Below are 25,585 nucleotides of genomic sequence, written 5' to 3'. Positions count from 1 at the left end.
GCCATAGACAACACCGATACAGGCCACGGTCACAGTAAGCAGCGATGATTTATTTTTAGTTTGCTTCATGAGTGGCTTCACAATTTCCGGGGCGACGTTGGTCGTCCCACAGAAAGAGTATAGATACACTCGTACGCCATCGGGTATAGATGAACGCTTTATTATTCAAGGCTAACTTTTGACATTAAGGGCATGATAGTCATGCGTAAAGCGAACCGGTTTAAGGGGGCTTACACATGACGCTCATCTCTGTAAAGGAGATCTTTAACGAGAAATGTCAATAACCGGAACGCCAGGATTACATTTTTTCATCCGTTCAACTAACTTGTACAACCTTTCGTTAATCCCTAGGGTCGCTTCCCGAGTCGGACGTATAGTCTTAGGTGCTACAAAAATCCCCGCTATTTTAATGTCACGCGTCGGAGGTAATCCCTGATAAGTATTAATATCCGGACGACCAATAAGCAGGATCTCATTATGCCATTGGTAATTAGTGTTCTTGAGTATCTTTTGGGGTGGCTGAATTTGATTGTAACCACCGGGAGCAATGATTTCTTTCTTTTTAGATCTGCCCGCAAAAATATTGTCAGCAAGGGCAAAACGGTTATAGACCATACCATTACTGACACCCGCATGATTAGGGAACCATACATCACCGCTGAATGTTCCCATTATATTTTGCACCGGCACATCGAGAATAAAGCCTGCTTCGAAAAATAATCCTGATTGCGACCTGACCGTGAGTCCGGCCCCCAACCGGAAACCGGCCAGCACGTTATCCAGATCAATGAATGAACTTGAAATAATATCCCAGGTTTTAAAAACATCTCTGCCCGGTTTCATGAGCAGTGGTGTATTCACATAGTTAGCAGAAACCGTGTGAATCAGCAGTTGTCTTTTTTTATCACGAGCGTCCCATTTCTTCAACGCTTTGACTTTATCTGCATCGGGAGACTTTAACTGTTTTTTACCGAACATAATGTAACTCCATTACATAATTACTATTAATAAATTCTTCAGATAGGCTTTTCAAATAAATACATAAAATAGATTGAATTTAACGCTTCGATTCTTTGTGAGACCTGCTTTAATAATGCCGAATTAGACTGATCGGTATTTTCATTTTGCTGACTGAGTTGCCAGAGTAGGGTTTCAGCGGGCACACCATTGCGCTGCAGGTCCTGCCGTATCTGATATACCGCTGTTTTCAATTCTGACACGGTCATATATTGGCTGTGTTTCTTTTCAGCGTTCAGCAACCGGGCTTCAAGCTCATCAAGATGTTTATTAGCAAGCACTAAACCGTCCAGCGCCGGAATATCTCCCGCCTTTTCATCTACTGTGCGCCGCCATTGAGCACTGTACTGATTTCCCGGATAGGCTTTTTCCAGATGATCAGACAATATTTCACCCTGACGCAGCAATACATCAGAGGGTTGTTCGCTCAGCCATGTCAGCACCGGCGCCGCCTGCGCTAACACTGCCTCTTTTTGCGCATTCAGATCGGCTTCAGGCGCTTTGTTCCAGGCGTCATTTATTTGACGCTCACTGTGTTGCAATGTCAGTAACGGGACGCTCAACTTTTCACTAAAACTCAACGTCTGTGATGAGAACCAGAACGCCGCAGCGACGGCGCAAACCGCTATGCCAGCAGCCATTCCACCGAGCCCCCACAATAACGGGCGCGGTTGATGTGTCTCAGCAAGCTGGATTTCAACCGGTTCTACATCAGGTACGATGTCAGTCAGCAGTGCAGCGACATTTTTCTCACTCAATACCTGAGGAGTCTTATCTACGGGCTCACGTATCGCTTTCGTCACTTTGGCGTGGACCGGATACGGCACGGAACGACAGCGAACCTGCAGGAAATAATGCAGATTGTTCAGCGAGTCATGGCTGCGTGATTGCAGGTTTTTGGACTGTGTGCACAACACGCCGATACTTCTTTCTACCTGTCGCATTTCCGCGCTGTTTTCCGGCCCGTACTCCAGCGTATAAATATGCGTCGCCACATTGGCATTGAACCAGTCGATCAACTGCTGTCGCTGCTGAACGGCGGCCACAGGCGGCCAGCAGCGCTGGCTGTTGTGGGTAAATGCCGTCGACAGCAGATCGAGTGCCAACGCCAGCCCTTTCCAGCTCTTAAGCCGCAGGTTGATGAGACAAAACCACATGCCACTTTGCAGGTCGTAGCCATATTCATGGAACAGCTGAAAACACCGTTCTTCCAGCGCATTCCAGTCCAGTCTGGCGGGAATGGTGCCATTCAGCGGGCTTAGCTCACTGCTCAGCAACAGAAAGGATTTGCTGAGCCTCGGATCGTGCCCGTTAATTTTCAGTGCGCGCAAATTCACCCGGTTTTTCATGGTTATCCTTTTCCTGTCACTCAGACGGGTTGTTTCGCGGCAGAGCGTTTGGTCGCTGACTGTTTCGTCAGAGTGAGCTGATCTTTACTGACACCAACCTGCAGGCGGATATCGGCTTTGCTTTCGACCGCCAGCAGACGGTCGGTCAGCAACGGCAGCAGTTCCCGATTCAGGACGGCATCAATTTCACGCGCCCCGCTTTGTTCGACCTGACAGCGGCTGGCCATGAACTCCACCACTTTTTCGCTGTAGCTCAGGGAGGAATTACCTTCACCGGCACCGCTAAAGCGTTTGCATACTTTATCGATTTTGAGACGGATGATTTTTGCCAGTGTTTCGCCCACGACCGGCAGATAAGGGATCAGCTGTAAACGTCCCATCAGCGCCGGACGGAAGTACTGATCGAATTCAGGCCGCAGGAGTGCTGTCAACGCTTTCTGATCCGTATTTCCGGCGGCACAGGCGGTCATCACGCGATCGCTGGCCAGATTGCTGGTCAGAATAATCAGGGTATTGCGGAAATTGATCAGTTGGCCTTCAGCGTCTTCCATCACGCCTTTATCAAATACCTGATAGAAAATCTCCATCACATCCGGATGGGCTTTCTCAACTTCATCGAGCAGCACCACGCTGTATGGACGACGACGCACCGCCTCGGTCAGCACACCGCCCTGCCCATAACCCACATACCCGGGCGGGGAACCTTTCAGGCCTGATACAGAATGTGCTTCCTGATACTCGGACATATTGATGGTAATTAAACTTTGCTCGCCACCGAAAAGCAGCTCAGACAAGGCCAGCGCCGTTTCTGTTTTCCCAACTCCGGAGGGCCCGGCCAGCATAAAGACGCCGGTCGGCTTAACCGGATCCGCCAGATTGGCGCGCCCGATGCGGATTTGCTGCGCAATGTCCGCTAATGCGTGGGATTGCCCGATCACCCGGCTTTCCAGACGTGCAACCAGATCGCCAAGCTGTTGCTGCTCTTTTTCCATCATCCGGCCCAGCGGAATACCGGTCCAGCCAGCAATCACATCTGCGACACAGGTCGCATCCACGCAGTCATACACCAGAGCTTGATCTTTATGCATCTCAGCCAGTTGCACACGCAATGCGGCAATCTGCGCCACATCCTCAATACTATTAATTTGCGCCACGATCTGCTGTTGCTGACGCCAGACCGGCAGCAGTGCCTCCAGACTTTGCTTCAGTTCGCTTTCACGCTGGTCCAGCCATTTCACCCGGGAGGGATTCTCGCCCTCTTTCAGCAGACTTTCCCGCTCAGTGTGAATGTTGCTGATCATCGCATTAAGATCTTCGATCTCTTTGGGCTCATGGCACTGTGAAATCGCCACCCGAGCGCAGGCGGTGTCCAGCAAGCTGATGGATTTGTCCGGCAACTGGCGGCCAGAAATATAGCGGCTGGAGAGGCGAACAGCGGCCACGAGCGCGCTTTCGAGGATTTGCACGCCATGATGTTTACTGAGAGCCGGTTTCAGGGATCGCAGCATGGCGATGGCGGTCTCTTCATCAGGCTCCGCCACTTTGATCACCTGAAAACGTCGTGCCAGGGCAGCATCTTTCTCAAAATATTTTTTGTATTCAGCCCAGGTGGTGGCTGCCACCACGCGCATTTCCCCACGAGCCAGCGCTGGTTTAAGCAGGTTAGCAGCGTCGTTCTGACCGGCCTGTCCCCCCGCGCCAATCAGTGTATGCGCCTCATCAATGAACAGAATGACCGGAGACGGGTATTCTTTCACTTCACGCAACAGGGTTTGCAGGCGGTTTTCAAATTCGCCTTTCACGCTGGCACCGGCCTGAAGCAACCCCATATCCAGCGACAGAATCTCCATTGACTTCAGCGCTTCCGGTACAGTGCCATCCGCAATGCGCTGTGCCAGCCCTTCAACCAGCGCGGTTTTCCCCACTCCCGGTTCACCGGTCAGCACCGGGTTGTTCTGACGGCGGCGTAATAGCACGTCGATCAGTTGACGAATTTCAGGCTCGCGACCCAGCGCGGGATCCAGTGCCGCATCACGCGCCTGTTCAGTCAGGTTACGGGTAAATTTCATCACCGCAGAATCCGTATTGTGGCGGGTTGCAGCAGGATGATTCGTGGCCTGTGCCGGTGCGCAGGCATCGTGCAGCAACCGGTCAGCGCAATCAGCCTGACACAGCAGCGCCTGCTGTAAGGCTGACGACAGGTGAATCTGATTGTCTTTTTCACTGGCAATCAGGCTACCCAGAAAAGCCTGTACCGGCAGTTGTGTTTGCTGCCAGCAGGCACTGGCGTGCAACCAGGATTTCTCCAGGTGTTCGACCAGCAGCTCCGATAATACCGGGCTACGCGTATTGCCGCTGCGCAGGTGGTTGAGGCTGACTTTCAGCGCATCGACTAACGCATCACCCCGCAATCCGGCATTCAGACAGAGTTGCTCAATCAGCGCAGGCTGACGGGTCACCAGTGCGAGCAGTAAATGCTCGATGTCCACTTCGTGATGCGTACGGCTGACGGCCAGACTGATCGCGGCATCAAGGCACTCACGTGCCTCGACATTCATTTTCTCAACAATTTTCTTCAGGTAGTTACCCATAAATTATCCTTTCTAAATTTTTCAAAAGGCGTCCTGACCAGACGCTCAGTGACATCCGGTAATGCGGACAGGCAGTTGCGAGAACGCACTTTTCAGCGCTGTCGGTCGTTGTTTTTCCGCTTTTTTAAGGCCGGTTTCCTGCTGCGCCTCAGCGTTGTCATTCAGTGCCTGATTGAGTTCCTGCCACTGATGCCAGCGATCCTGCACCGCGTTCTGTGAGCCGCTCTGATAACGCACCATGACTTCTTTGATGCCCAGTGCCGTCAGCTGAGCGGCATCATCCGGGAAATCTTCCGCTTTGAAACGATGCTGCCCGTCGGAAATGTCCTGCAGGAAATCAGGCCATGCGGCGTCGCCGAAGTATTCGTACGTCAGATCGAAACCAGGGAACTTGATCACCAGCGTGGCACGACTGCAATGCCCCGGACGCCAGCGGAATGCCGCCTGTTCGCTGAAGTTCATGCTATTGAGCTTCCACTGTTGCTCATCGCAGAACAGCGTCAACTGAGTGCCCACCGGCATTAGCCGCGCACCGCCGGGAATGGTGGCAGGCAGGCTTTTAAGCGTCAGTTCCAGCGGTTTTGCTTCCAGTGCCGCCATTTGAGCCTCCAGATCGGCCTGCTCATCTTTCAGGGCGGCCAGCGCATCGTCATTGCGGGTATTTTCACGTTCCGGCATCGCCAGCACGTCATCCGGACGCAACACGTGATTGACCATTCGCAGAAATTCCGGTGTCAGACCCGGTGTCTGCCCGTTGAATTCGCCCGCTTTTGGCCCGTTATCTTCAACCACCAGCACACTTTTTGCCGGTCCACGGATAAAGTCAGACAGGTATTGCCACGCCAGATCCTGTTGGTCGTCGTACTCCAGACGGCTGGCATTATTTTCCATTGGCCACAGCACCCGGCTCTGCCATTGCTGTTCAAGCCAGCAGGCAGAACGCTGCATGGCATGCGCCACCAGCCAGTGCGCATCATTCTGATACAACGCCCACACCGCGTTGGAGGCAAAATCATCGCGTTCCGCCGACAGGCTCTTACGCAGCACGTTAAAACGGCTGTCGAGTAATTGCAGTGGATTGCTGTCGCCCGCCGCGCCGGTCTGGAACAGTCCGCGCGTCAGACGATCGCTGCTTTTCGGCGTAGCAAACACGTCCGAAACCGCCGCATGCAGACTGTTTTTCCAGGCATTCCAGTTTTTCACATTGAGATCGGAAAGCACGGGTGTCAGGGTTTTGCTGTCGATTTTCAGCAGTGCTGAAATTTTCTTCTGAAAAGACTGCTGGACCTTGCTGATACGCGGTATCAGCGCACCGGGTACCGACATAGCCTGTAACTGATTCAACCGGCGCAGCTCGCGCAACCAGGGCTCGGCATCCTGAGCACGGATGTCTTCTAGTTGTTCATTGACGTAACGGGAAAATTTCATTGATGGGCTGTTACCCTGATCGAGCGTAATCAGCGCGGTTTGCCACTCTTCGCTGGTCAGCTCCGGGGCGGGTTGYTGGTTCATCGCCAGCATCATCGTCATCCATTGCGTCTGGCGCAGCGCAGGCCAGTGCTGTTCAAAAGCCACTAGCGCAGGCATCGGGACCTGTTCACCTCCTGCGCGACGGATTTCCTTCAACCAGCCCTGAATTTGTGCGGTGCCCTGTAGCGTCCACAGACCACTGACCTGCGTTTTATCCTCATACGAGGGCATGAAATCCGTCAGATTCACTGGCGTCAGATCGCCTGAAGGAGCCACCAGCCATGCCATCTGCGGATCACTGTTGACCAAACGTCCGAGCAATTCGCGCAGTACCACAAGTTGCTTGCCGCCTTCCGGCAACTGTAACAGCGCGCGTTGCAACACCACATCCTGTTGATAGGGTAAGGACACGGTGGCCCCGGTCATGCTCAGCGCCGCCGGAACCGGCGCCTGTTTTATCAGCTCACTGACCGGCTGTTTTTCCCACATGGCCTGTTTAGTGATAAGCGTGCTTGCCAGGTTCAGAATCAACTCGCGTTTTTGCTGTGGATCGGCGTCGGTGAACAGCTGCTGGTAGTTATCTGCTATCTCCCGCAGGTTCACCTTATCGCGTGGGGATGCAGCAAGAATGCTGGCCTCAAGCTGCGTATGGCGATGGTTGAGCACGGGAACAAAAGGTAAATATTTCAGCGGATGTGCATTCCAGTGCTCAATGTTCTCAAGCTGCTGAACCTGCGCCGTGACATCCATTTGCGCGGGCGAGCCCCCGGTGAGGCGGTTGGTGAAATAACCGGAAAACAGCACATAGGTTATTGCCAGCACACTGAAGGTCATCGCCCCCCATTTATGCAGATAGCGACGGCCAAACCCGACAGGCTCAATTTCACGCTGGCGGCTTAGTTCAGGCAGTAATCGGGCCATCAGGTCATGGATAAAGAAAGCCTGACGCGAAGCACTGTTTTTGCTGACAGGTTCAGTGGCGGTAAACCAGATACCACCCAGTGCTGCGGGCTGAAAGTAAGCGTCCGGCTCACACAGGGCGGCCAGATAACGTTGCAGTGCAGGTTGCAATTTCGGTAGCTGTTCAGGGAAATCCATCAACGCCAGCGTGTCGCCATCCGGTTCGCCGCCCGAAAGCATGCTGACACGCACTTTATCCAGCCCGTCTTTCACGCACGTAAACAGCGGATCCAGCAAGGCCGGATCTTTCCCGTCGACGACAGGCGAACGGCGCCAGTAGTAACCCAGCGGTTGCTGGCGCTGTTCGGCGGAGAGATTATTGGCCCAGTGGCTGAAACCGGGCACCCGGTCACAACARGTGATAAACAGATACACCGGCAGACGGCGTTTGACTTTACTGACCAGCGGTTCGATCTGCGTGCGGATATGCCGCGCATGCAGATGCAGTTCCGCGTCATCTTTTTCGAGCAACTCACTGACCGACACGCACACCACGATGCCACCCGGCGCAGGCAGACGGGCACACCAGTTCACCAGACGCAACCAGCCGCGCTCGAAGGCCGGGGTTTTATTCAGAAAATGGCTGGAAAGGTCGAGAAAACCTGCGGAGCGAAAAAACCACCAGCGTAAGGTTCGGGTCGGCACAACCAGAGAACTTTCCGGTTCATTGGAAAACAGCGGTAATCCTGCACCGGCCATCAGCGTCGTTTTACCACTTCGCCCGCCAGTGAGTATAAACCAGGGTATTGGCTGTTTGCGTCTTCTGATGCGCTTAATTACCGCAGCCCCGGTTTTCCAGTGTTCGAATAAAACATATTCCAGCCGGGTGAGTTTAAATCTTGCCTTCAGGGAGGAGATATATTTCGCCTGCGCCATACCGGAAACAGATCCCCAGACAAACCGGGAAAATAAAACGGCGAGGATCAATATCAGCCACAAAATTAATGCATGCAGGAGTGTTTGTTCGAAAACAACAGACATGACAATACAAACAATAAGTAACAGGCACAGAAATAGTGTCCATGCGACAAAGGAAAGTAATTTTTTAAACATGATAGGTTACCTGAAAAATATCCCTAAGCCGGTGGACAAAATCACTAAATAGACGACAACAGGCAGTGCCAGTAACAGCCCTTTACGCTGGCGTAGTTTTTTCACCACCGTTTTATTTTTTTCGCCGCCGCCTGCGTCCTGTTCAACCAGCAAGGCATTGTTCGGCCAGTGACGCCAGGCTTGTGGCAAGCATTGCCGCTCATCCTCGATGCGCTGTTGCAAAAGCTGCGCATCCTGTGAGGTATATTTTCCGTGGAAGCCCATCAGCAGACAGAACAGATACACCATTCTCAGTTGTGTATTGGTTTTATCGGTTTGATCCAGCCGGTCGAAAAACGCTTCGCCGCCGACAGAAATATCAAAATAATATTTCTGCAACAGATTACTTCGCCATTCTTTCACCCACTCCGCGCGGGATCTTAATACCCGCTCATCTACCCACAGCACCACCGCGAAATAAGCATCATCGCACTCTGCTTTTTCATGATGACGTTCTGACTCAAGCAGCGCCTGCTGTAATAAAGTAATAATTTTTTCGCGAAACTCTCTGTAATCAGAATATTCCTGCGGATTAATAAAAAACGCCGTCACATAGCGAAACAGCGGTAAATAACAATTGAGCAAACTCATCATGAAGGCACCACAAATATAATTTGCACCTGAAGATCTTCCGGCATGTCTGGCCAGTAGAAGGAAATGCTGCTGTGCTGCCGGGCTTTGTTCCACAATTCGCTATCCTGCTCGACAAGGAAATAATGCGAATCTCTGCGGTTTGGTACACCCCGCGGTGGCTGTGGACAACGAACTACCGGAATGCCCGGCAGAGCATGCTGGATCAGTGGTTCGATCATTCTTGGTGAAGCCAGTTTGATGCCCCCCGGATTTTTTATCTGACGATTTTCCATCGGCATGCTGGCGGAACGTAACAGCAGCAGTACCGTTTCGGGATTTTTGCTCTGCGCGCTGTCAAAGCTTCCGGTGAACACGCCCTGAAGATCGTTTTCCAGCGTGATGTACGTATTGTCCTCAAGCACCAGACTGTTCAACAAGGTAATCAGCGTCTTACGGGCGCTTTCGAAACAACTCAGCAATTCATTGTGGTTGTAGGTTTGCAGTGAATTTTCACCGTCGTGCCACTCACCAAGGAAGGTGCAGCTGTCATTGAATGAGGAAAGATCGCCCACCAGCTGGCACAACACGTTGTAGACTTGCCACGGATGAACCTGGCGCGCCTGACAGAAATTTTTCAGTTGTGGCAACACACGGTTGAGAGAACGCATCGCTAACAACTGTGTCACCTGGTCGCCACGGTCGGCATCGCTGACCAGTCGCTCTGAGCGTTTGTATTCTTCAAGCTTCCTGGCCCGCGCACTCAGTTCAAAATAAATAGTGTCAATCAGCTTGCCGAGGCTGAATGATCCAAAAAGTGTCACGGAAGGTGGCGAGAATGTCGGATCGAGGATCACCCGTTCGTTTTCATAACGCAGTCGGGTGAGTGGAATGCATTCGCAGTCAACCGCATCGTCTTTTTCAACGTCCGTCAGCAACCTGACGTTGTAGCACAAGCGTGCCACTGCAGCATCCGGCGCATGATCATAGACATCTTTCATCACCCGCTCTTCGCTGGTGTTGATCCAGCGCGTGACGGCGCGATCATGCTCTTTTTCCAGCGTGGTAACATTACTGTGCAGCGGATCAAAGCGACGTAAAGCCAGCCAGATGGTCAGCGGCTGATCGCGCTGTTTCCAGAGGTCACGGAAGTTGCGTTGTTCAACACGGCTGTTGCCGGGCAGTGAGAGCAAGGTACCGCCGGGCAAAATACAACGGATCTGCTCAACGCTGATCACGTAGTCGCTCAGTGCTGCTTCATTAATACTCACCTCAATCAGCCCGTGATTATAGGGCTGCGCCAGCCGCAAATGCTGCGCGAGGTTCCATTCATAATGCAGGTCAAGTGACTGAAAGTGCTGCGGCTGCAGATAAAGCCCGGAATGCCAGTAAATTTGCTGTTGTTCTGGATACATTATTTTTTCTCTCCGGCAACAGGGACATCTGCACTGACAATACTTTCACTGCCTAAGGTGACAGAAAGAGTGACCGGCGCTAAATGCGCCTGCCAGACAGGCTCCCACCAGCCAGTGCTCTCAGACTCTATCGGCACCAGTGCGCTGACCATGTGTTTCTTTACCGGGAACGGATAGTAGCCTGCGACCAGCGCCACATTGCGGGTATCTCGGGCGCGATCAATATGCACCGTGTTGGTTTGTCCCGGCATCATGACGTAACGATCCACCTGCAAAACGTCTCCTTCGCTGCCGGCACCGGCAAACAAGCTTTTCAGCGTCGCGGGATTACCCAGTATTTTATCCAGCGTCGGTTTATCCTTGGCTTGTAGCAGTAATACTGTACAGCTGTTGGGCATGTCGTTCAGGCTGTTCAGCCCCGGCTCAGCCCGCAGTTGCAGAGTGATAGCCCCATTCGCGAAAGGCGCAGCCACTTCGCTGATCGCCTTCTGACGGCTTTGCCCATCATCTGACGCGCAACCTGCCAGCAGCATGACACTCAGTATCAGCCCGGTCAGTCCCCTTTTCCCCCTCATTCTCTGCCGTGTCCTTTCAATACTTTGTTGATATCGCGCATACTGCTGTCATCCTGCAACATCTCTTCCAGCCATTCGGTCAACGTCATAGCCGCCCAGCGCGCCGCACGCTCCATCAGAAAAGGGACGGGGCTTGACGGTTCGGTCTGACGGAAAAAATGGGCAATGGTCAGCATCTGGCTGATGGCCAGATCCCGTGACATCGTTTGTTTTTTGGTGTTATTCATCAGTGAACTGACGTCATTGGCTTGCTCATCTTCGTCAGGCATTAATACGTTAAGGGTCATCACGTCGTCATATGCCGGTGCCGCACGGTCAAACAGGCGTTTCACAAATTCCTGCATTTCGGCGACGGCACTACGCATCTGCCCCATTGCCAGAGAATCAGCCTGCGGATTCAGCTGACCATAGAGGGTTTCAAGCGTATCCAGCATAGTCATCAGTTGAGTTAACGCCTCGTTCTGTGCGGCAACTTTCTGCGGATCCAGTGTGGCAGCCCAACGGTTGAAGGTATCCATCGAGAAATCATCGTCACTGCCCCGTTCCGCAGCGCTGTCAGGTTTCATCGTCACCCGGTGCTCATAAGCGAGCACCTTGCGCCAGTGATCCAGCGTGCTTTCCGGCTGTCCAAACAGAGGATGACAATGCAGCATTTGCGCCAACTGGCGGTCCAGACGATTAATCATGCCATGGCGGATTATGACGCCGTCCTCATCCAGCTCCGGCCAGCCGGTTTGCCAGTAAGTTTGTATAAACGGTATCAGAAAACCGGTACCGTCCAGCAGGCCGCGTATCCCGTGCTGCTGGCTCAACCCTTCGATCAGCCAGCAAGCCACCTGCAAATCTTTGCTTTCTGCCTGCAAAACCTTCGCGCTTAAGCGAACGACTTTGCTCCAGTCGGCTTTACGCAATTCAGTGGCCCATTCGCCCTGCGGCAAATAGTCAGGATCGCTTTCCCGCGCCTCACGGATTTCGTTATAGACCGGCTCATATTCCATGTTGCGCCCGACAGGATGATCGCCACTGAACGGGGCAAGCAAGGGCTCAAAATTCATTATCATTTCAATACACTCTATGAAATCAGTACGGTCGGGCAACCCGCAACAATGGTTCCGCCATGCGCTGTGCTGTCGCCCATCCGCGCTGCGGGTTTACCGCCAATCAGCACTTTCGTGCTGCCCATGATGACCGAATCCGGTGGTCCGACGCACACTGCCATCGAGCCCATAGTCGCGGCAGGCATACCTCCGATAAGTACGGTCGGCGTACCGGGAGTGGTCACCGGTCCGCCAACGTGTGGGATCGGGGGTAAGCCGGGTGTCACCATCGGGCAAACATGCATATCGCCAACGCGAGCAGCGGGCTGTCCCATCAGTAACCTCCCCCGGCAGCGTGCCACTCAGAAAGCAATGTCTGTGCTCCCTTAAGTGGCGCGTCTTCCGCCGCGATCGCCACGCTGAGCAATTTCAACGCACAATGGAGCATCAGACGGGACAAATGGGGTTCTGGGTACACCGCATCGAACTCTGCGGGTGTCATGCTGCCTTGCATCCAGAACAGTGACAGGCCGAGCGCGCCAACGGGGGTATCAAACCCGAGCTGTTCTGCCTGCTGGAAAATACGGAAACGCCGGTCATCATCAGGATTTGCCAGCCACTGATGGATTTCACTGGCACATTGCTGCATCGCGGGTTCCTGTGATTCAGGGCGGGCCAGCGCCTTTTGCAGCGTCCATGCCAACAGTTTCTCCTGCACAGAATCAGCCGCCACGCTTGCCAGCGCATCTTCCCAGCGTTCTGCGATCATCAGTTGCGCTGCGTTTTCAGCGCCGTTTTGCAGCGGGTTGTAAGCAGCAAGCGCTTCCGGCGTGAGCAGTTTTTCTTTCATGTTATTTATTTCCTCAGCCAATCATCGTCACGCCGCCCTTGATCTGGGTCATACCGCTACCCTGAACAGTGACCATCGCACCTTTAAGTTCTGCCGTGCCCTTCCCTTCAATTTTGATCGTGGTGCCGCTCAGCGTAATGCCGGAAGGAGAAAGAGTAATTTTGCTGCTACCGACTTTTAATTCGATAGACTGGGTCGATTCAATAACGCAGGCTTTGTCCGCTTTGACCGTGCTACCGCCACCACTGATGTTTAGCTGATGGTTACCGCTGGTCAGGCTTTCCTGCAAATTGCCTTTAATATCCAGGGCATAATCGCCCTGTTTAAGCGTCAGGCTTTCATTACCTTTGGTTAACTCGGTCGTGCGGTTCTCACCAATGGTTTCAGTGACGTTTTTGGTAATACGGGTGGTGACGTCGTTTTTCACTGTCAGCAGCAGATCTTTTTGCGAGGTGATGACCAGACGCTCTTCGCCTTTTTTATCGTCGAAGCGCAACTCATGGCCTTCTTCAACATTGCCGTTGAGGGAGCTGCGTGAAACGAATCCGGCGTGATTTTTCTCCTCAGGCAGGCTCAGCGGCGGTTTGTTTTGCCCGTTGTATACCGAGCCGGTCACCAGAGGATAATCAGGGTTGCCATGCACAAAGCTGACCGTAACTTCGCTGTTGACGCGAGGCAGGAACATGGCGCCGAAACGGCCACCCGCCCACGGCTGCGAAACCCGCACCCAGCAGGAACTGCCATCGTCATGTTTGTTTTCGCGATCCCACGGGAACTGAATTTTGATGCGGCCATATTCGTCCGTGTGGACTTCTTCTGATTTTGGCCCGACAACGATGGCGGTCAGAATACCGGCGATTTCAGGTTGTCTGGTGAGGCACGGCGGACGCCAGGAAAGGCTGTCTTTCAACACAGTGAGCGCGTAGCCAAAATCAGGCTGCCCGTCATCAATGTTGCTTGATGCATGCATATGAACCGACTTGATTCGGTAGTTTCCCCGACAGGAAGGATGCCCGCTCAGAAGGAATTTATCGCCACAGCCTAGCCACCACACGCTGGCTTCGGCGTAAAACTGCTGGTTATCGGCCTCAAGCTGTTCCATCTTCAGCCGGGCTTCTGATTGCAGTAATTCGCGTTTTTCATGGCCGTGCGCGTCCACGTAGCTGACACCCGGCACGGAATATTCCGCTTCCACGGCTTTCGATTCGCCCTCCACACTGGCTGCCTGCACAATGTTAAAACCTTTGAGCATCACGGAAGAGGCCGCCAGTGAAGAACTGGCCACCCAGTTCAGGATACCGACGCCATCGCCTCGCCCCTGCAGTGGCATAAAGGGTAACTCCGCCGTTTTGCCAGACTGATGGCTGGACGGATGATCGGCCAGTACCAGCGTGTGTTGCCCGGCATCATGCTGGAAGAAGTAATAGATCCCTTCCTGCTCAAGAAGGCGGCTAATGAAGTCAAAATCGGATTCGCGATACTGAATGCAGTATTCACGCGGCTGATAAGTCGCACGCAGACGCAAATCAATGTGGCTGATGTTCTGCTGGCGCAGCAGCTTGCACACTAAATCCGGTACGGTAATATTCTGGAAAACCGCCAGGTTACGTCCGAGACGCAACAATGCCATGCGCGGTTCCAGCGTACCGGTGAAGGTACTGATACCATCGACATTATTGTCTTCTTTAATCTGTGTCAGCACACCATGCACGTAGCGCTTTTGGTTGCCACGACCAATCTCACAGGCCATTTCATGCCCCAGAAAACGCCCCATCTGCGGAGTTATTAACGACGTGCGAAACTGGACCTGATAGCTGAAGGTGTCAGAGAATTGTTCATCGCCCTCGATATACATCAGCGTCAGTGAATCAGCGGCATCGCCAACGAAACGGATAAACCGGTTGTCTTGTCCTGCTACTTTCGACATTTTTTATTTTCCTTCCCGGCAGACGGGTAAACGAATTTTATGCTGGCCTGCTCCCTCGGAGGCCCCGAGACAAATATCCAGCCCGAGTTGCCCGCACCCCAACGAGGTAACGACGTTCGTGGTATTTTCGATCAGCAGATCAATATCAAAATCCAGACCCGGACCAACGTATTCACGCAGATGCGACCACAGATTTTGGTAGTGCTTGCCCTTTGGCAAAAAAAGACCGGCGTTTTTCATCGGCACCGGTCCCAGTGTCACCGTAAAATGTGATTGTCGATCCCAGTACACGCTGCCCAGCATGGGAGCAGCGGCCAGCGTATGTGACGGTTCTCCCAGCCGGCAACACTGGGCCGGGTCCATGACCTGCCATCCGCCGGTAAAAGGCGTGACTTTCGCCGCCACGGAAAAGCGGTGTTTTAACCAGGTTTCAACGTTGAGCATTGAGCGTACTGAATGCGCAAATAAATCAGCAAACTGCTCCTGCTGCAGAGATGGCGCACTGTTTGCCACGCCGGATAACGCACGGATTGCCTGACTCAGCGGCCGTGTTGCACTGAATTCTGCCATGGCGTAATAGTGATATTTCTGCCAGGCGAGATAGCGCAGGCTATGTAGCCGGTGGTTAAAAATGTCCAAAAAAGCTTTGGCAGTTTTGTCCCCATGGCGGTAATAGCGGTCGATCATCCACTCGGTGTATACCGTGGGTAACGCGCCCAGTGCCCCCGTCAGTCCCTGGGCGGCCACTTCAACTTGCCAGCGCTGCTGATCCAGCGGAGTTACCGACGTAATGTCACCTTTCGGCGCATCCAGCGAGAGCGGTGAAATGAAATCAAGTTGCGCTTCGAGCACCTGTTTGCTGTCTTTTCCCTGTGCTCTGGTCAGACTGCGTAACATCAGCCGCACCTGTTGGAAAAAGTTATGCGGACTGAGGATTTTGCTTAGATCCATGACAGCCTTCCTGCCCGCACAGGCCATGTCCGTGGAGTTTCACCCGGTGAGTCAATGCAGGTGATTACACGGGTGAAACTGTTGACCGGTGCGTACAACGCCAGGAAACAATCAATAAAGCGACACAGCAGGAAGTACTCAACTTCTTCGGCCGCTTCGCTGGCAAAGGTTATGCGGATCTCCATCCCCCGCGCCATGGAACGGGGATCCAAAGGCGCCAGCCGGGTAACGACCGGGCCAGACTCGACATGCAGGATCAGGTTGATCAAGCGGGTAATGCCCGGATTATCGACAAAGTTGTACAGCGCCAGTGATTCCCTGAGTACACGGGCGCCTTCCGGCCCACTGATCAACATATGGTTGAGCGAAAGCTGAGAAATCAAACGCCAGCGCGTAGCCTGCTTAGCCGGTGGCCTGACCGGCAGCGTCGGGCGTGTCAGCGCAATAATTTTCATGCCCGCAATCGGCAGCTCTGATTCGAAATCGCCTTCAGGAGCGCCGTTGCGCATGGCTGCGGGAATCTCACGATTGGTGCAGGTCAGGTTCATGCTGACAATGTCGCAACCGGGCGCTAACGGGCTTTCTCCCCGGTCAGAAAAAGCGATAAATAACGATGTGGCGACACCGTCATTTTGCATGGTTTCGCGGCGCATACATTGCCAGAACAAACCGGTTTCACCGTCACTGGCGGAATGGTCCAAACCAAACAATGGATAAACAGGCCGGGACTGTGTTTCATTGCCCAGTTTGCGCATCGCCGAAACGCCGTCTACAGACCAGACTTCCATCGCATCCTGGTGACGAATGTCAGGGATAACCGGATATTCCGCCGTTTCGTGATCAGGTGAAATCGGTTCGGCCCGATGGGCGAAAAGATTAACAGCAGGCGTGCAGTTGAGCAGAAACAGGTTTTCGTTCACCGCACCAGCTATTTTCTCCAACTGACGCGCTATCATGCAGCGGTTGAATTTCACCACCAGTGAAAGCTCGCTTTGACTGCCCGCCACCATGCCAGCAGGCAACGGCATATCAATAAAATGAAACTTTTGCGGGAAGTAAAAATAGTCCTGCAACAGGCTGTGAGTGGGCGAAACCCGTGAATCACCCGCAAGCAAGCCTTCATTTTCACCGAAGCCTGCGGCACGTATAGTTTGCGGCGACAGCGTATGACTCTGCCCTTGCTGGAAAACTGTCAGTGACTCAACTTCGCTGCACAGCAAGGTATAAAGGATGTTGACGATGCGACTGGCGCCGCTGAGATGCAACCTCAGGGAATCCGCCGCCAGTGTGGCACCGGGCCAGACCGATAATTGTATTTTCAGACTCCAGCTCATGTCATCGGCATCCAGATGCAGGCTGACGTTATGCAGACTGACAGGTTGAAGCGTAACCGGATAAGTGGTGCGAAAACGGCAGACCTGTCCGTTCACCGGACGGGAAAATAATGCTGTTCCGGCGTCAATGCGGTTACTGGCTGTCAGCGCACTGACTTTGATATCTGGCTGCATTTGTACGACGCAAACCGAAGGAAAAGGACGCAAAAATTGCGGAGCCAACACCGTCAGCAATGCATCAGTCACTTCCGGCATATCCTCATCGAGACGTTGCTGAATCTGCGCCGTGACCAGCGCAAAGGACTCAATAATTCGCTCAATATGTGGATCTTCTGACGTACCTTCTGACATCCCTAAGCGTCTGGCGACTTTTGGGAAATGGCGGGCAAACGCCTTCCCCTGCGTTTTGAGGTAAGCGAGTTCATTCTGATAATAAGAAATTAATTTTTTCGCCAACATTATAAACACTCGTTAATCACGCAGAGAAAATTGACTGATGACATCGTCCCACATTAGACGGTAGCGAACTTCACCATTGAATGTTTCAGCATTAATAATGAATGAACAAAGACTTCCCAGTTCTTCACCGGGGGTCACGCAGACGTTTTTCAATCTTGGTTCAAAGCGTTGTAATGCCATTTCAATACGTGATTGCATAATGGCATTGCGCTCAAGACGAGGCGTATCACTGGAAAAAACGTCACTGACTCCATAATTAAGTATCGACTCATTAATCAGTGGAATATTATCAATGCGGTAACTTCGGGGGCGTGAAGACAAAAGCAGCAATATTTCGTCAATGAGTGTGCTGCTTTTGTCTTCTTCCTCAATAAGGTCATTTTGATCTTTTGGGTTATTGTCAGATAATTGCTGTAATAAGCTCTTCATCAATAAGCCTTAATACAGTGCACGCTTACAGCGTGCACTGTTGTTTTAAAAATTACAGCTTAGTGTTCTCAACCAGATTCCAGCCCACAGGACCTTGTTTGCTGGTTTTACCGTCTGGCTCAACCATATTAGTTTCGAATGTCATCTGACCAAATACAAAGCTCAGATTTTCACTCGGAACATCCCCTTCTGAATAAGCGTTGAAATTGTAGCTGTTCAGTACACAGTTTTTATAGGTCAGCTTGAGTGCTTCAACCAGTTTCTCACCCTGGAACAATGCTTTAACAATAACAATTTGCTTAACATTGCTGCCTTGCGCAACCATATTGGATAACTGAGTAGAGGTAGTATCCATTACTTTTGAAAATGAAATTGCATCAAAGTTGACGCCATCGCTGTTTACCTGACCGCTAGCATTATCAATTTTAGCTGAGCAGTAAACACCGAAATTCATATTCTCAACGGCAATCCAACCTTCATAACCTTTATTACTTACAGTGCCTTTAATACCATCAATTTGCATGAAAAGCGATTCAGTGGCCATTTTATATCCTTATTTTTACGATTAAGTATTTATGCACCCGTCGATGCAGGAAGTTCCGCTACCAGACGCAGCGACATGCTGAGTCCTTCAAGCTGGAAATGCGGTTTTAAATACGCAACGGCGCGATAACTGCCCGGAGAACCTGGTACATCAACAACTTCGACCACAGCCTCACGTAACGGATGGCTTGCTTTAATCGTTGGTCCTACATTATCTGAACCCACAACATATTGGTTGATCCAGTTCTGCAGGAAATTCTGGCATTCAGATTTGGACATGAAGCTGCCCACTTTATCGCGCACGATGGATTTTAGATAATGAGCAAAGCGCGACGTTGTCATAATATATTGCAACTGACTTGACAATTTGGCGTTAGCATTCGCCAGCTCAGAATCGTATTTACGCGGTTTATTGGTCGACTGCACAGCGAAGAACGCCGCGTAATCTGTACCTTTGCAATAAATGAGCGGAATAAAACCAAGCTCAGCTAACTCTTTTTCGCGACGGTCAGAAATTGCCACTTCTGTCGGGCATTGCATGACCTTTTCGCCGGTCTGCGAAATGTAATTGTAGGTCGGCAGTGACTTCACCAAACCGCCGCCTTCAACACCACGGATCGCCGCACACCAGCCGTGTTCCTCAAACGCCTCGACCATACGGCCCGCTAAATCATAAGCCGCATTGACCCATAAATAGCTGGCTCCTTCATTATTTTCATCAATTTTTTCTTCGAAATTAAACGCGTCTACGGATACAGTTTTTGCACCGTAAGGCAGACGGCCGATAACACGTGGCAGCGTTAAGCCGACATAACGTGAGTCGTCACTCTGACGGAAGGATTTCCAGCGGGCGTAGTCAGAGGTTTCAAACAGTTTGCCCAGATCACGCGGACGCGGCATTTCGGAGAACGATCCCATCGCAAACATGCCAGGGTTCGCAGCACTCAGGAATGGCGCGTGGGCGGCGGCGGCAACATGTGAAATCTGTTCCAGCAGTTGCACATCTTCCGGCATACAGTCGAATTCAAAATCCCCCACAAAAGCAGAGTAAGGGTCACCGCCAAAGGTACCGTATTCGCTTTCATAAATGCTTTTGAATAATGAAGACTGATCAAAGTCAGAGGCGGATTTAAAATCACGCAGCAGCTCTTTCTTCGTGCAGTTAAAGACACGCACTTTGGTGTTTTCCGTGACGCTGCTTTGCACCAGTTTGTGCAAACCACGCCAGGAAGATTCCATACGCTGGAATTCAGGTGCCTGAATAATTTTGCTGACCTGAGAAGACAGCAGTTCATCGATGGCGGCAATGCGTGCTTCGATGCTACCCACCAGATCATTGGAAACAATGACCGCACCTGATGCCACTTCCGACAGGAAGTTATCCAACTGGCTTTTTACTTTATTACGATCGGATTCCCGGCGGATGGCCTGAGTATTATCGATAATTTGATCGAGATAATCACCGGACTGCTCAGCTTGAGCTGAAGCATTCATGACCTGGATATCGCTCATTCTACTTCCCCTTTGGCAGGTTCTGCGTCTTTCGCCATACCCTCTAATAATTCAACYAGTTGCTCTTTCAGACGGTCATTGCTCGCAGTTCTGTTGCGCAAATCACTCAGTTGCTCGCGTAATTCAAGAAGTTTGCGCAACGGTTCCACCTGCATCGCCACGTTTTCAGGAGAGAAGTCATCCATAGAGTTGAATTCCAGTGCAATAGCCATCTGGCCTTCTTTTTCTGGCAACGTACTTTCCACCAGCATGTCCACAGCCGGCTTCATTCCTTCCATGACATTATTAAAGTTGTCTTTATCAATGTGCGTAAAACGACGGTCGMGCAGTGGCAAATCATCTTTAGCAAAATTCCCGATAACCCCCATCACCAGAGGTAATTCTTTTTTGGATTCAGCACCGCCAACTTCAACGTCGTACGTAATTTGAACGCGAGGGGGACGCGCTTTGCTCAATTTATATTGTGTATTACTCACGGATAAATCACCATAATGTTTAAAAGAGAGAATTAATATGGCCGTGATAATAAACAGTAATTATAGATTTTCACATATCCGATTGCTTACTAATACATTTACCTTTGCTAAAGTATTTTATTTTTTTCATAAAAAATAACAATATACAGGGTTATTTTAATTATTTGTAAATGAAAAAATAGAATCTATCGAGATTAGATTTTAATATTTATAATAAGCAATGCTTGAATTTTTTATAAAAACAAGAAATACCACGAAATATTAAATGATAATTATTTTTACATTTCATTTTTGACATTCCCCATTCAACTCTTTTTTAAAGAAATAGTATGTGATAGGACCTGCAATGATAATTGTTTTCACGCCATACAAGGGTACGCATAACTTCACAACCTGTACCTGTACCTTCATCATCACATTCAGAATGCGGCGTCACTGGAGATCTTCGGCCTGGTGACGTTCTGTACTGTCCTGAAACAGTAAGATTTTCTGAATAAATCATACTCACTCTACATCGTTATGTATGATTGATGTTTTTGATGCTTCTCATCGTAATTTTCATCACTTTGCGGGCATTTTGAACAAATATAGCCCGTGCTAACATTCTTAACTAACACTATAACATACTGAAAATAAAGGTTTTTCTATTTTGTTTTTTGTGGCAGACTGCGCATCTCAATTAATAAATAGCCTTTGGGATTACCGAAGGCCTGACTGGTCCGTTTTATGCAACTTTATACCATCCTCATTCTGGCGTTCGGTATGTCCATGGATGCCTTCGCAGCCGCTATTGGCAAAGGTGCCTCTCTGCACCGGCCACCGCTAAAAGAGGCGTTACGCACAGGGCTTATTTTTGGCGTAATTGAAGCGATTACACCGGTGATCGGATGGGGAATTGGTCTGGCGGCCAGCCAGTTTATTATGAGCTGGGATCACTGGGTGGCATTCACCCTGCTGCTGATCCTTGGTATCCGCATGATTGCGGAAGCCTTCAGGAAAGATAAATTGGAAGAAGATACGCAGGCACCACGTCGTCACGGTTTCTGGGTACTGGTCACTGCAGCTGTCGCGACCAGTCTGGATGCAATGGCTGTGGGCGTCGGTCTGGCCTTTCTTCAGGTGAATATTCTGGTGATGGCGCTGACTATTGGTGCCGCCACCACTATCATGGCGACATCCGGTATGTTGCTTGGCCGGTTTCTCGGTGCCGCGATGGGCAAATGGGCTGAAATTCTGGGTGGTGTGGTGCTGATTGGTATCGGTACATCAATTCTCATCGAGCATCTTGGTCTGCTCGGTTGAGTCTTCATCCAGCGAAGCTATTTTTTATAGTGCCGACTAACAGGCTACTTTTCGATTCCTCAGATAATTTATGTTTGAGATTATCTTCGCGCACAAAATCGATAAACGCCTGTAATGGCGCGGGGATCAGACGCCGGTCATTGTAGTAAAGATATGGCCCGGAAAACGACAGCCACCATGGTTGCAAGATAGCCTCCAGTTTGCCGCTGGCAATGGCAGGCCGCAGCCATTCTTCGAACAGATAGATAATACCCGCACCCGCCACCGCCGTTTCTACCGCCAGATCCACCGCGCCCCCTACACTCACCACCAGCGGGCCGCTGACCTGAACGCTGAGGCTTTCGCCCTCATGTTCGAACTCCCAGTCCGGCATAATCCCGCTGGCATAGCGACCACGCAGGCATCGGTGTTGTATCAGATCCCGCGGATGCGATGGCCGTCCATGCACATTCAGGTAATCAGGGGAGGCCGCCGCCGCATAACGCTGACGGCGCGGTCCGATGGGGATCGCCACCATGTCCTGCTCGAGACGTTCGTCGTAACGAATACCGGCATCGCAGCCATCACGAAATACATCCTGCACGTTACTTTCAGCAATGATTTCCAGCTGGATATCGGGGTAACGCCGGAGAAATTCGGGCACAAGTGCAGGCAAAACCAGCCGGGTTGCGCTGACCGGCACATTCAGCCGCAGTGTACCGCCGGGCGTATTGCGATAACGGTTGAGAGCATCGAGTGCCGCATCCACTTCATTCATGGCCGGGAGCAACCGCTCGAGCAGCGCCCTGCCCGCTTCGGTCAGCACCACCGCCCGCGTTGTGCGGTGAAATAAGCGAATGCCCAGTTGTTGTTCGGCCCGGCGCACAGCATCGCTCAGCCGGGATGCATTACTGCCTGTGACGCGTGCCGCTTCACGAAATCCTCCGGCTTTGGCCACTTCTACCACTGCGTGCAACAGCGCGATATCCATCGGCATTGTGCGTCACCCTGTACAGTTACTTCTGATTTAACCGGATAGTTGCACACTCACAACATCGCGACAATCATTTGATTGATCCCGAGTGACACACAGAGAATCGCGGTATTAATTAAACCGAAAGCTCCTCACGAAATACTAACGATCTTTAACACAATCTTTCCTTTACGCTGACGTTATGCGTGGAACTAACTTTTTAGGATTAAGTCTACCTTAGCAGTAAATTTCATTATGTCTTTATGACGGCCCTTTAATAGAACACCCGCATGATGATAATGAAGTTTATATATAATGATAAGAGTCAGGCATAAAGTTACATTCTTGATGACAGTGTATTTAATGAGGAAAGAAATGAAAATATTAATAATCAGACGGGAAAACATTGGTGATCTTATCCTTACAACCCCGCTGATTTCTATGCTGGCGAAAAATCATCACGTCGATGTGCTGGTTAATTCTTACAACAAACAGGTTCTTGAAGGTAATCCCGGCGTCAGTAAAGTTCATCATTATACTAAACTGCATCATGAAGGATCTTACACTCAAAAGATAAAAGCCATTTTACGCCGTGTAGTCACCACTTTGGCTATTCGGAAAGAAGGTTATGATGTAGCTATTGTGGCAGGGAACTGGAATAAAAGACCTTTGCGATGGGCAACATTATCACGGGCCAAACGAATCATCGCGATAGGAAGTGATTCGCCAGACTCTGTCACCGATAAAATACCTTATATGCGGGATGGCATGCATATGGTTGAACAGATGGCTGAACTCGCCAGGCCTTTAAATTGTCACGCCAAACCGGGGAAACTGGCTTTATGGGTGACAAAATCTGAAAAAGAACTGGCAGCTCACAAAATAAAAAACACTTACAATATGCCCTTATATGGTTTGCAGATCAGCGCCCGAAAAGAAAAACAACGCTGGCCCGTTGAGAATTATATCGAAATCGCGCACAGGCTGGCGCGTGACGAACCTTGCAAAATTATTCTTTTCTGGTCGCCAGGTTCAGAAGATAACTTGTGTCATCCCGGGGATGACCAGAAAGCGCAGTACATCATCAACGCCTGCAAAGATATTATTATGGTTCCTTTCGATACCGTAAATATTCGTGAACTTATGGCAGGAATGTCTCTGTGCCACCAGATAATCACCAGCGATGGCGGTGCATTGCACATTGCAGCGGGTGTGGGAAAACCAGTGGTGGCGCTTTTTGGTAACAGCGATCCGCAGGTCTGGGGGCCATGGAAAGTGCCGTGCAGAATCATTGCTGCTGCAGACGAAGAGGTTTCTCATATTTCAACCGATGAAGTTTATAACAATTTCGTTGCACTGAGAGATGAAGTGCTTACTGAAAATACAAAAAAATGAGTAACAGCCTAAAACTCTATTTGTAATTTAATGGAAAAATAGTCCCTATCATCGCGTTGCGGGTAACCTGAACAGAAATGAAAGCCATCAAGATAAAAGTAATAAAGACGATATTGCATATCTATTGTTTTTTAACGAGAAGAAAAAAATATTCGCTGCAAGAGCGTGAAACATCACCGGGTAATATTGTCATTTACTCCACTACCGCGCTGGGGGACTACCTCATGAACACACCGGCAATCATGCATTTAAAGAATAGGTTTCCAGCCAGCAAAATAATACTGGTTACCAGTAAAAAAAATCACAGCCTGGTTGTGCAATATGATTGGTTTGACCATATTTATATATGGGATAATAAAGTTGTCAGAATATTACCTTTGTTATGTAAACTCAGAAAACACAAACCTGATATTTCCGTTATTTTACACGCACACTTTCCTTATGACATATTTTGTGCTGTTTTATCCGGCAGTAAAATGATTTTACGCGACCACTATGGCAGTGAGTCTCCCGAACTTAATCGTTATTTAGATCACTATTCTGGTTACTATGACGGACATACTATCCGGCGCAAATTGAAGTTACTCGAAACACTGGGAGAAAATACTGGCGACACGACAATGCATCTTCCCGTGATCAATACTCTTTTACCGCGTCAGTATTTACGCCAGCGCATTGGATTTCAGTTAGGGGCATCCAATGAGACCCGTCGCTGGCCGGTATGTTTTTTCAGTACACTCGCCTGTATGTTATTAGACAACGATCGGGATCTGGAAATCATTATCACAGGCACAACATCCGAAAAGAATCTGGCGAATGATTTCTTAAAACAATTACCCGCTCACTATCAGAACAATATATGCGTAATGTCTGGTCATACGCAGTTGACAGAATTAGTCACGCTGTTGAAAAGTCTGGATGTTCTTGTTACGGGTGACACCGGGCCGTTACATATCGCAGTGGCCGCTGGCGTAAATACAGTCAGTCTTTTTGCCACAGCCAACCCAGCCTATACCGGTCCGTGTCAGGATCCGGATAAACATATTATTTTGCACCGTCCTGATGGTGAAAAAACAGAACATCCCATGATGGCGATTCTGCCTGTTGAGGTTTACCACGCTGTCAGGGAATTGCTGGGGAGGACATATGACAGTGAATGATGTGCTGGAAGGGAAAATCATTGATTTTCTTGAACAACATAACCACCCCACCGTGTTTGGTTTTTACAATAAGGTCTGCGGGAGTGATTTTTCATTGTTAAAGCTTTCGCTGAGTGAAATACAGACGGATATCCTGATGAACGATTTTTTCATCCAGTTCAAGGTAAAACCTAAAAACTATCGCACATCCAACCATTTCCCCGAAAAAACGGGTGTTCT

Annotated in this window: 22 protein-coding genes; 4 read left to right on the top strand and 18 right to left on the bottom strand. The window is 50.5% G+C overall.

All coding sequences use genetic code 11. The features are described 5' to 3' along the window. Positions 1-264 precede the first annotated feature (264 nt). Genes AC1DUO_RS19205 through tssB form a run of 17 tightly spaced genes read right to left on the bottom strand, consistent with a single transcriptional unit; the run spans position 265 to position 20,557 of the window. Entirely contained in the window at positions 265-978 is a 714-nt protein-coding gene (locus tag AC1DUO_RS19205; protein ID WP_013578189.1) for a hypothetical protein, read from the bottom strand. 38 nt (positions 979-1,016) lie between these two features. Then, positions 1,017-2,366, bottom strand: coding sequence for a VasL domain-containing protein (locus AC1DUO_RS19200; RefSeq protein WP_119262300.1), 1,350 nt, complete (start codon positions 2,364-2,366; stop codon positions 1,017-1,019). Between the two features lie 20 nt (positions 2,367-2,386). After that, on the bottom strand, positions 2,387-4,957 hold the full coding sequence (gene tssH, locus AC1DUO_RS19195; protein ID WP_112197332.1) for a type VI secretion system ATPase TssH: 2,571 nt from the start codon (positions 4,955-4,957) through the stop codon (positions 2,387-2,389). Positions 4,958-5,002: 45 nt separating this feature from the next. Continuing rightward, a complete protein-coding gene (locus AC1DUO_RS19190) occupies positions 5,003-8,440 on the bottom strand; it encodes a type VI secretion protein IcmF/TssM N-terminal domain-containing protein (protein WP_187514566.1) in 3,438 nt (1,145 codons plus the stop codon). 6 nt (positions 8,441-8,446) lie between these two features. Then, the gene (locus AC1DUO_RS19185) at positions 8,447-9,073 is read right to left on the bottom strand and encodes a DotU family type IV/VI secretion system protein (RefSeq protein ID WP_112197334.1); all 627 of its coding nucleotides are present in this window, start codon (positions 9,071-9,073) and stop codon (positions 8,447-8,449) included. Next, positions 9,070-10,464 (bottom strand): type VI secretion system baseplate subunit TssK, encoded by a 1,395-nt coding sequence (tssK, locus tag AC1DUO_RS19180; protein WP_013578184.1) that lies wholly within the window; start codon positions 10,462-10,464, stop codon positions 9,070-9,072. Before tssK ends, AC1DUO_RS19185 begins: the two co-directional genes overlap by 4 nt. Continuing rightward, on the bottom strand, positions 10,464-11,039 hold the full coding sequence (locus AC1DUO_RS19175) for a type VI secretion lipoprotein TssJ (protein ID WP_119262303.1): 576 nt from the start codon (positions 11,037-11,039) through the stop codon (positions 10,464-10,466). Before AC1DUO_RS19175 ends, tssK begins: the two co-directional genes overlap by 1 nt. Further along, entirely contained in the window at positions 11,036-12,100 is a 1,065-nt protein-coding gene (gene tssA / locus AC1DUO_RS19170; protein ID WP_013578182.1) for a type VI secretion system protein TssA, read from the bottom strand. The genes AC1DUO_RS19175 and tssA overlap by 4 nt, the downstream gene beginning before the upstream one ends. Before the next feature lie 11 nt (positions 12,101-12,111). Further along, a complete protein-coding gene (locus AC1DUO_RS19165; protein WP_013578181.1) occupies positions 12,112-12,411 on the bottom strand; it encodes a PAAR domain-containing protein in 300 nt (99 codons plus the stop codon). After that, positions 12,411-12,926: a DUF6931 family protein gene (locus AC1DUO_RS19160; protein ID WP_013578180.1), complete on the bottom strand. Its 516-nt coding sequence runs from the start codon at positions 12,924-12,926 to the stop codon at positions 12,411-12,413. Before AC1DUO_RS19160 ends, AC1DUO_RS19165 begins: the two co-directional genes overlap by 1 nt. Positions 12,927-12,939: 13 nt before the next feature. Beyond that, positions 12,940-14,853, bottom strand: coding sequence for a type VI secretion system Vgr family protein (locus AC1DUO_RS19155; RefSeq protein ID WP_037032869.1), 1,914 nt, complete (start codon positions 14,851-14,853; stop codon positions 12,940-12,942). 3 nt (positions 14,854-14,856) lie between these two features. Beyond that, positions 14,857-15,804, bottom strand: a complete 948-nt coding sequence (tssG, locus tag AC1DUO_RS19150) for a type VI secretion system baseplate subunit TssG (protein WP_013578178.1) — start codon at positions 15,802-15,804, stop codon at positions 14,857-14,859. Then, entirely contained in the window at positions 15,795-17,597 is a 1,803-nt protein-coding gene (gene tssF / locus AC1DUO_RS19145; RefSeq protein WP_013578177.1) for a type VI secretion system baseplate subunit TssF, read from the bottom strand. The genes tssG and tssF overlap by 10 nt, the downstream gene beginning before the upstream one ends. Before the next feature lie 12 nt (positions 17,598-17,609). After that, positions 17,610-18,026 (bottom strand): GPW/gp25 family protein, encoded by a 417-nt coding sequence (locus tag AC1DUO_RS19140; RefSeq protein ID WP_013578176.1) that lies wholly within the window; start codon positions 18,024-18,026, stop codon positions 17,610-17,612. A gap of 52 nt (positions 18,027-18,078) precedes the next feature. Continuing rightward, positions 18,079-18,570 (bottom strand): Hcp family type VI secretion system effector, encoded by a 492-nt coding sequence (locus AC1DUO_RS19135; protein ID WP_013578175.1) that lies wholly within the window; start codon positions 18,568-18,570, stop codon positions 18,079-18,081. Positions 18,571-18,599: 29 nt separating this feature from the next. After that, a complete protein-coding gene (gene tssC, locus AC1DUO_RS19130) occupies positions 18,600-20,081 on the bottom strand; it encodes a type VI secretion system contractile sheath large subunit (protein WP_013578174.1) in 1,482 nt (493 codons plus the stop codon). Next, positions 20,078-20,557 (bottom strand): type VI secretion system contractile sheath small subunit, encoded by a 480-nt coding sequence (gene tssB, locus AC1DUO_RS19125; RefSeq protein WP_477988354.1) that lies wholly within the window; start codon positions 20,555-20,557, stop codon positions 20,078-20,080. The genes tssC and tssB overlap by 4 nt, the downstream gene beginning before the upstream one ends. A gap of 726 nt (positions 20,558-21,283) precedes the next feature. Here tssB and mntP point away from each other — a divergent pair. Beyond that, complete coding sequence (gene mntP / locus AC1DUO_RS19120) at positions 21,284-21,859, top strand: manganese efflux pump MntP (protein ID WP_013578172.1); 576 nt, start codon at positions 21,284-21,286, stop codon at positions 21,857-21,859. A gap of 4 nt (positions 21,860-21,863) precedes the next feature. Here the strand turns inward: mntP and AC1DUO_RS19115 are convergent, their stop codons facing one another. Continuing rightward, a complete protein-coding gene (locus tag AC1DUO_RS19115; RefSeq protein ID WP_013578171.1) occupies positions 21,864-22,835 on the bottom strand; it encodes a LysR family transcriptional regulator in 972 nt (323 codons plus the stop codon). Positions 22,836-23,186: 351 nt separating this feature from the next. Here AC1DUO_RS19115 and AC1DUO_RS19110 point away from each other — a divergent pair, with 351 nt between their 5' ends. From AC1DUO_RS19110 to AC1DUO_RS19100, 3 genes are all read left to right on the top strand, one after another. After that, positions 23,187-24,206, top strand: coding sequence for a glycosyltransferase family 9 protein (locus AC1DUO_RS19110; RefSeq protein WP_013578170.1), 1,020 nt, complete (start codon positions 23,187-23,189; stop codon positions 24,204-24,206). Between the two features lie 77 nt (positions 24,207-24,283). Next, positions 24,284-25,366 (top strand): glycosyltransferase family 9 protein, encoded by a 1,083-nt coding sequence (locus AC1DUO_RS19105; RefSeq protein ID WP_013578169.1) that lies wholly within the window; start codon positions 24,284-24,286, stop codon positions 25,364-25,366. After that, positions 25,353-25,585: DUF1493 family protein (locus AC1DUO_RS19100; RefSeq protein ID WP_477988351.1), on the top strand; the 233-nt coding region annotated here is incomplete at its 3' end. The genes AC1DUO_RS19105 and AC1DUO_RS19100, both read left to right, overlap by 14 nt.

The organism is Rahnella sp. P4_A8, assembly GCF_056402435.1.
This window is presented reverse-complemented; position numbering and strand designations above follow the sequence as displayed.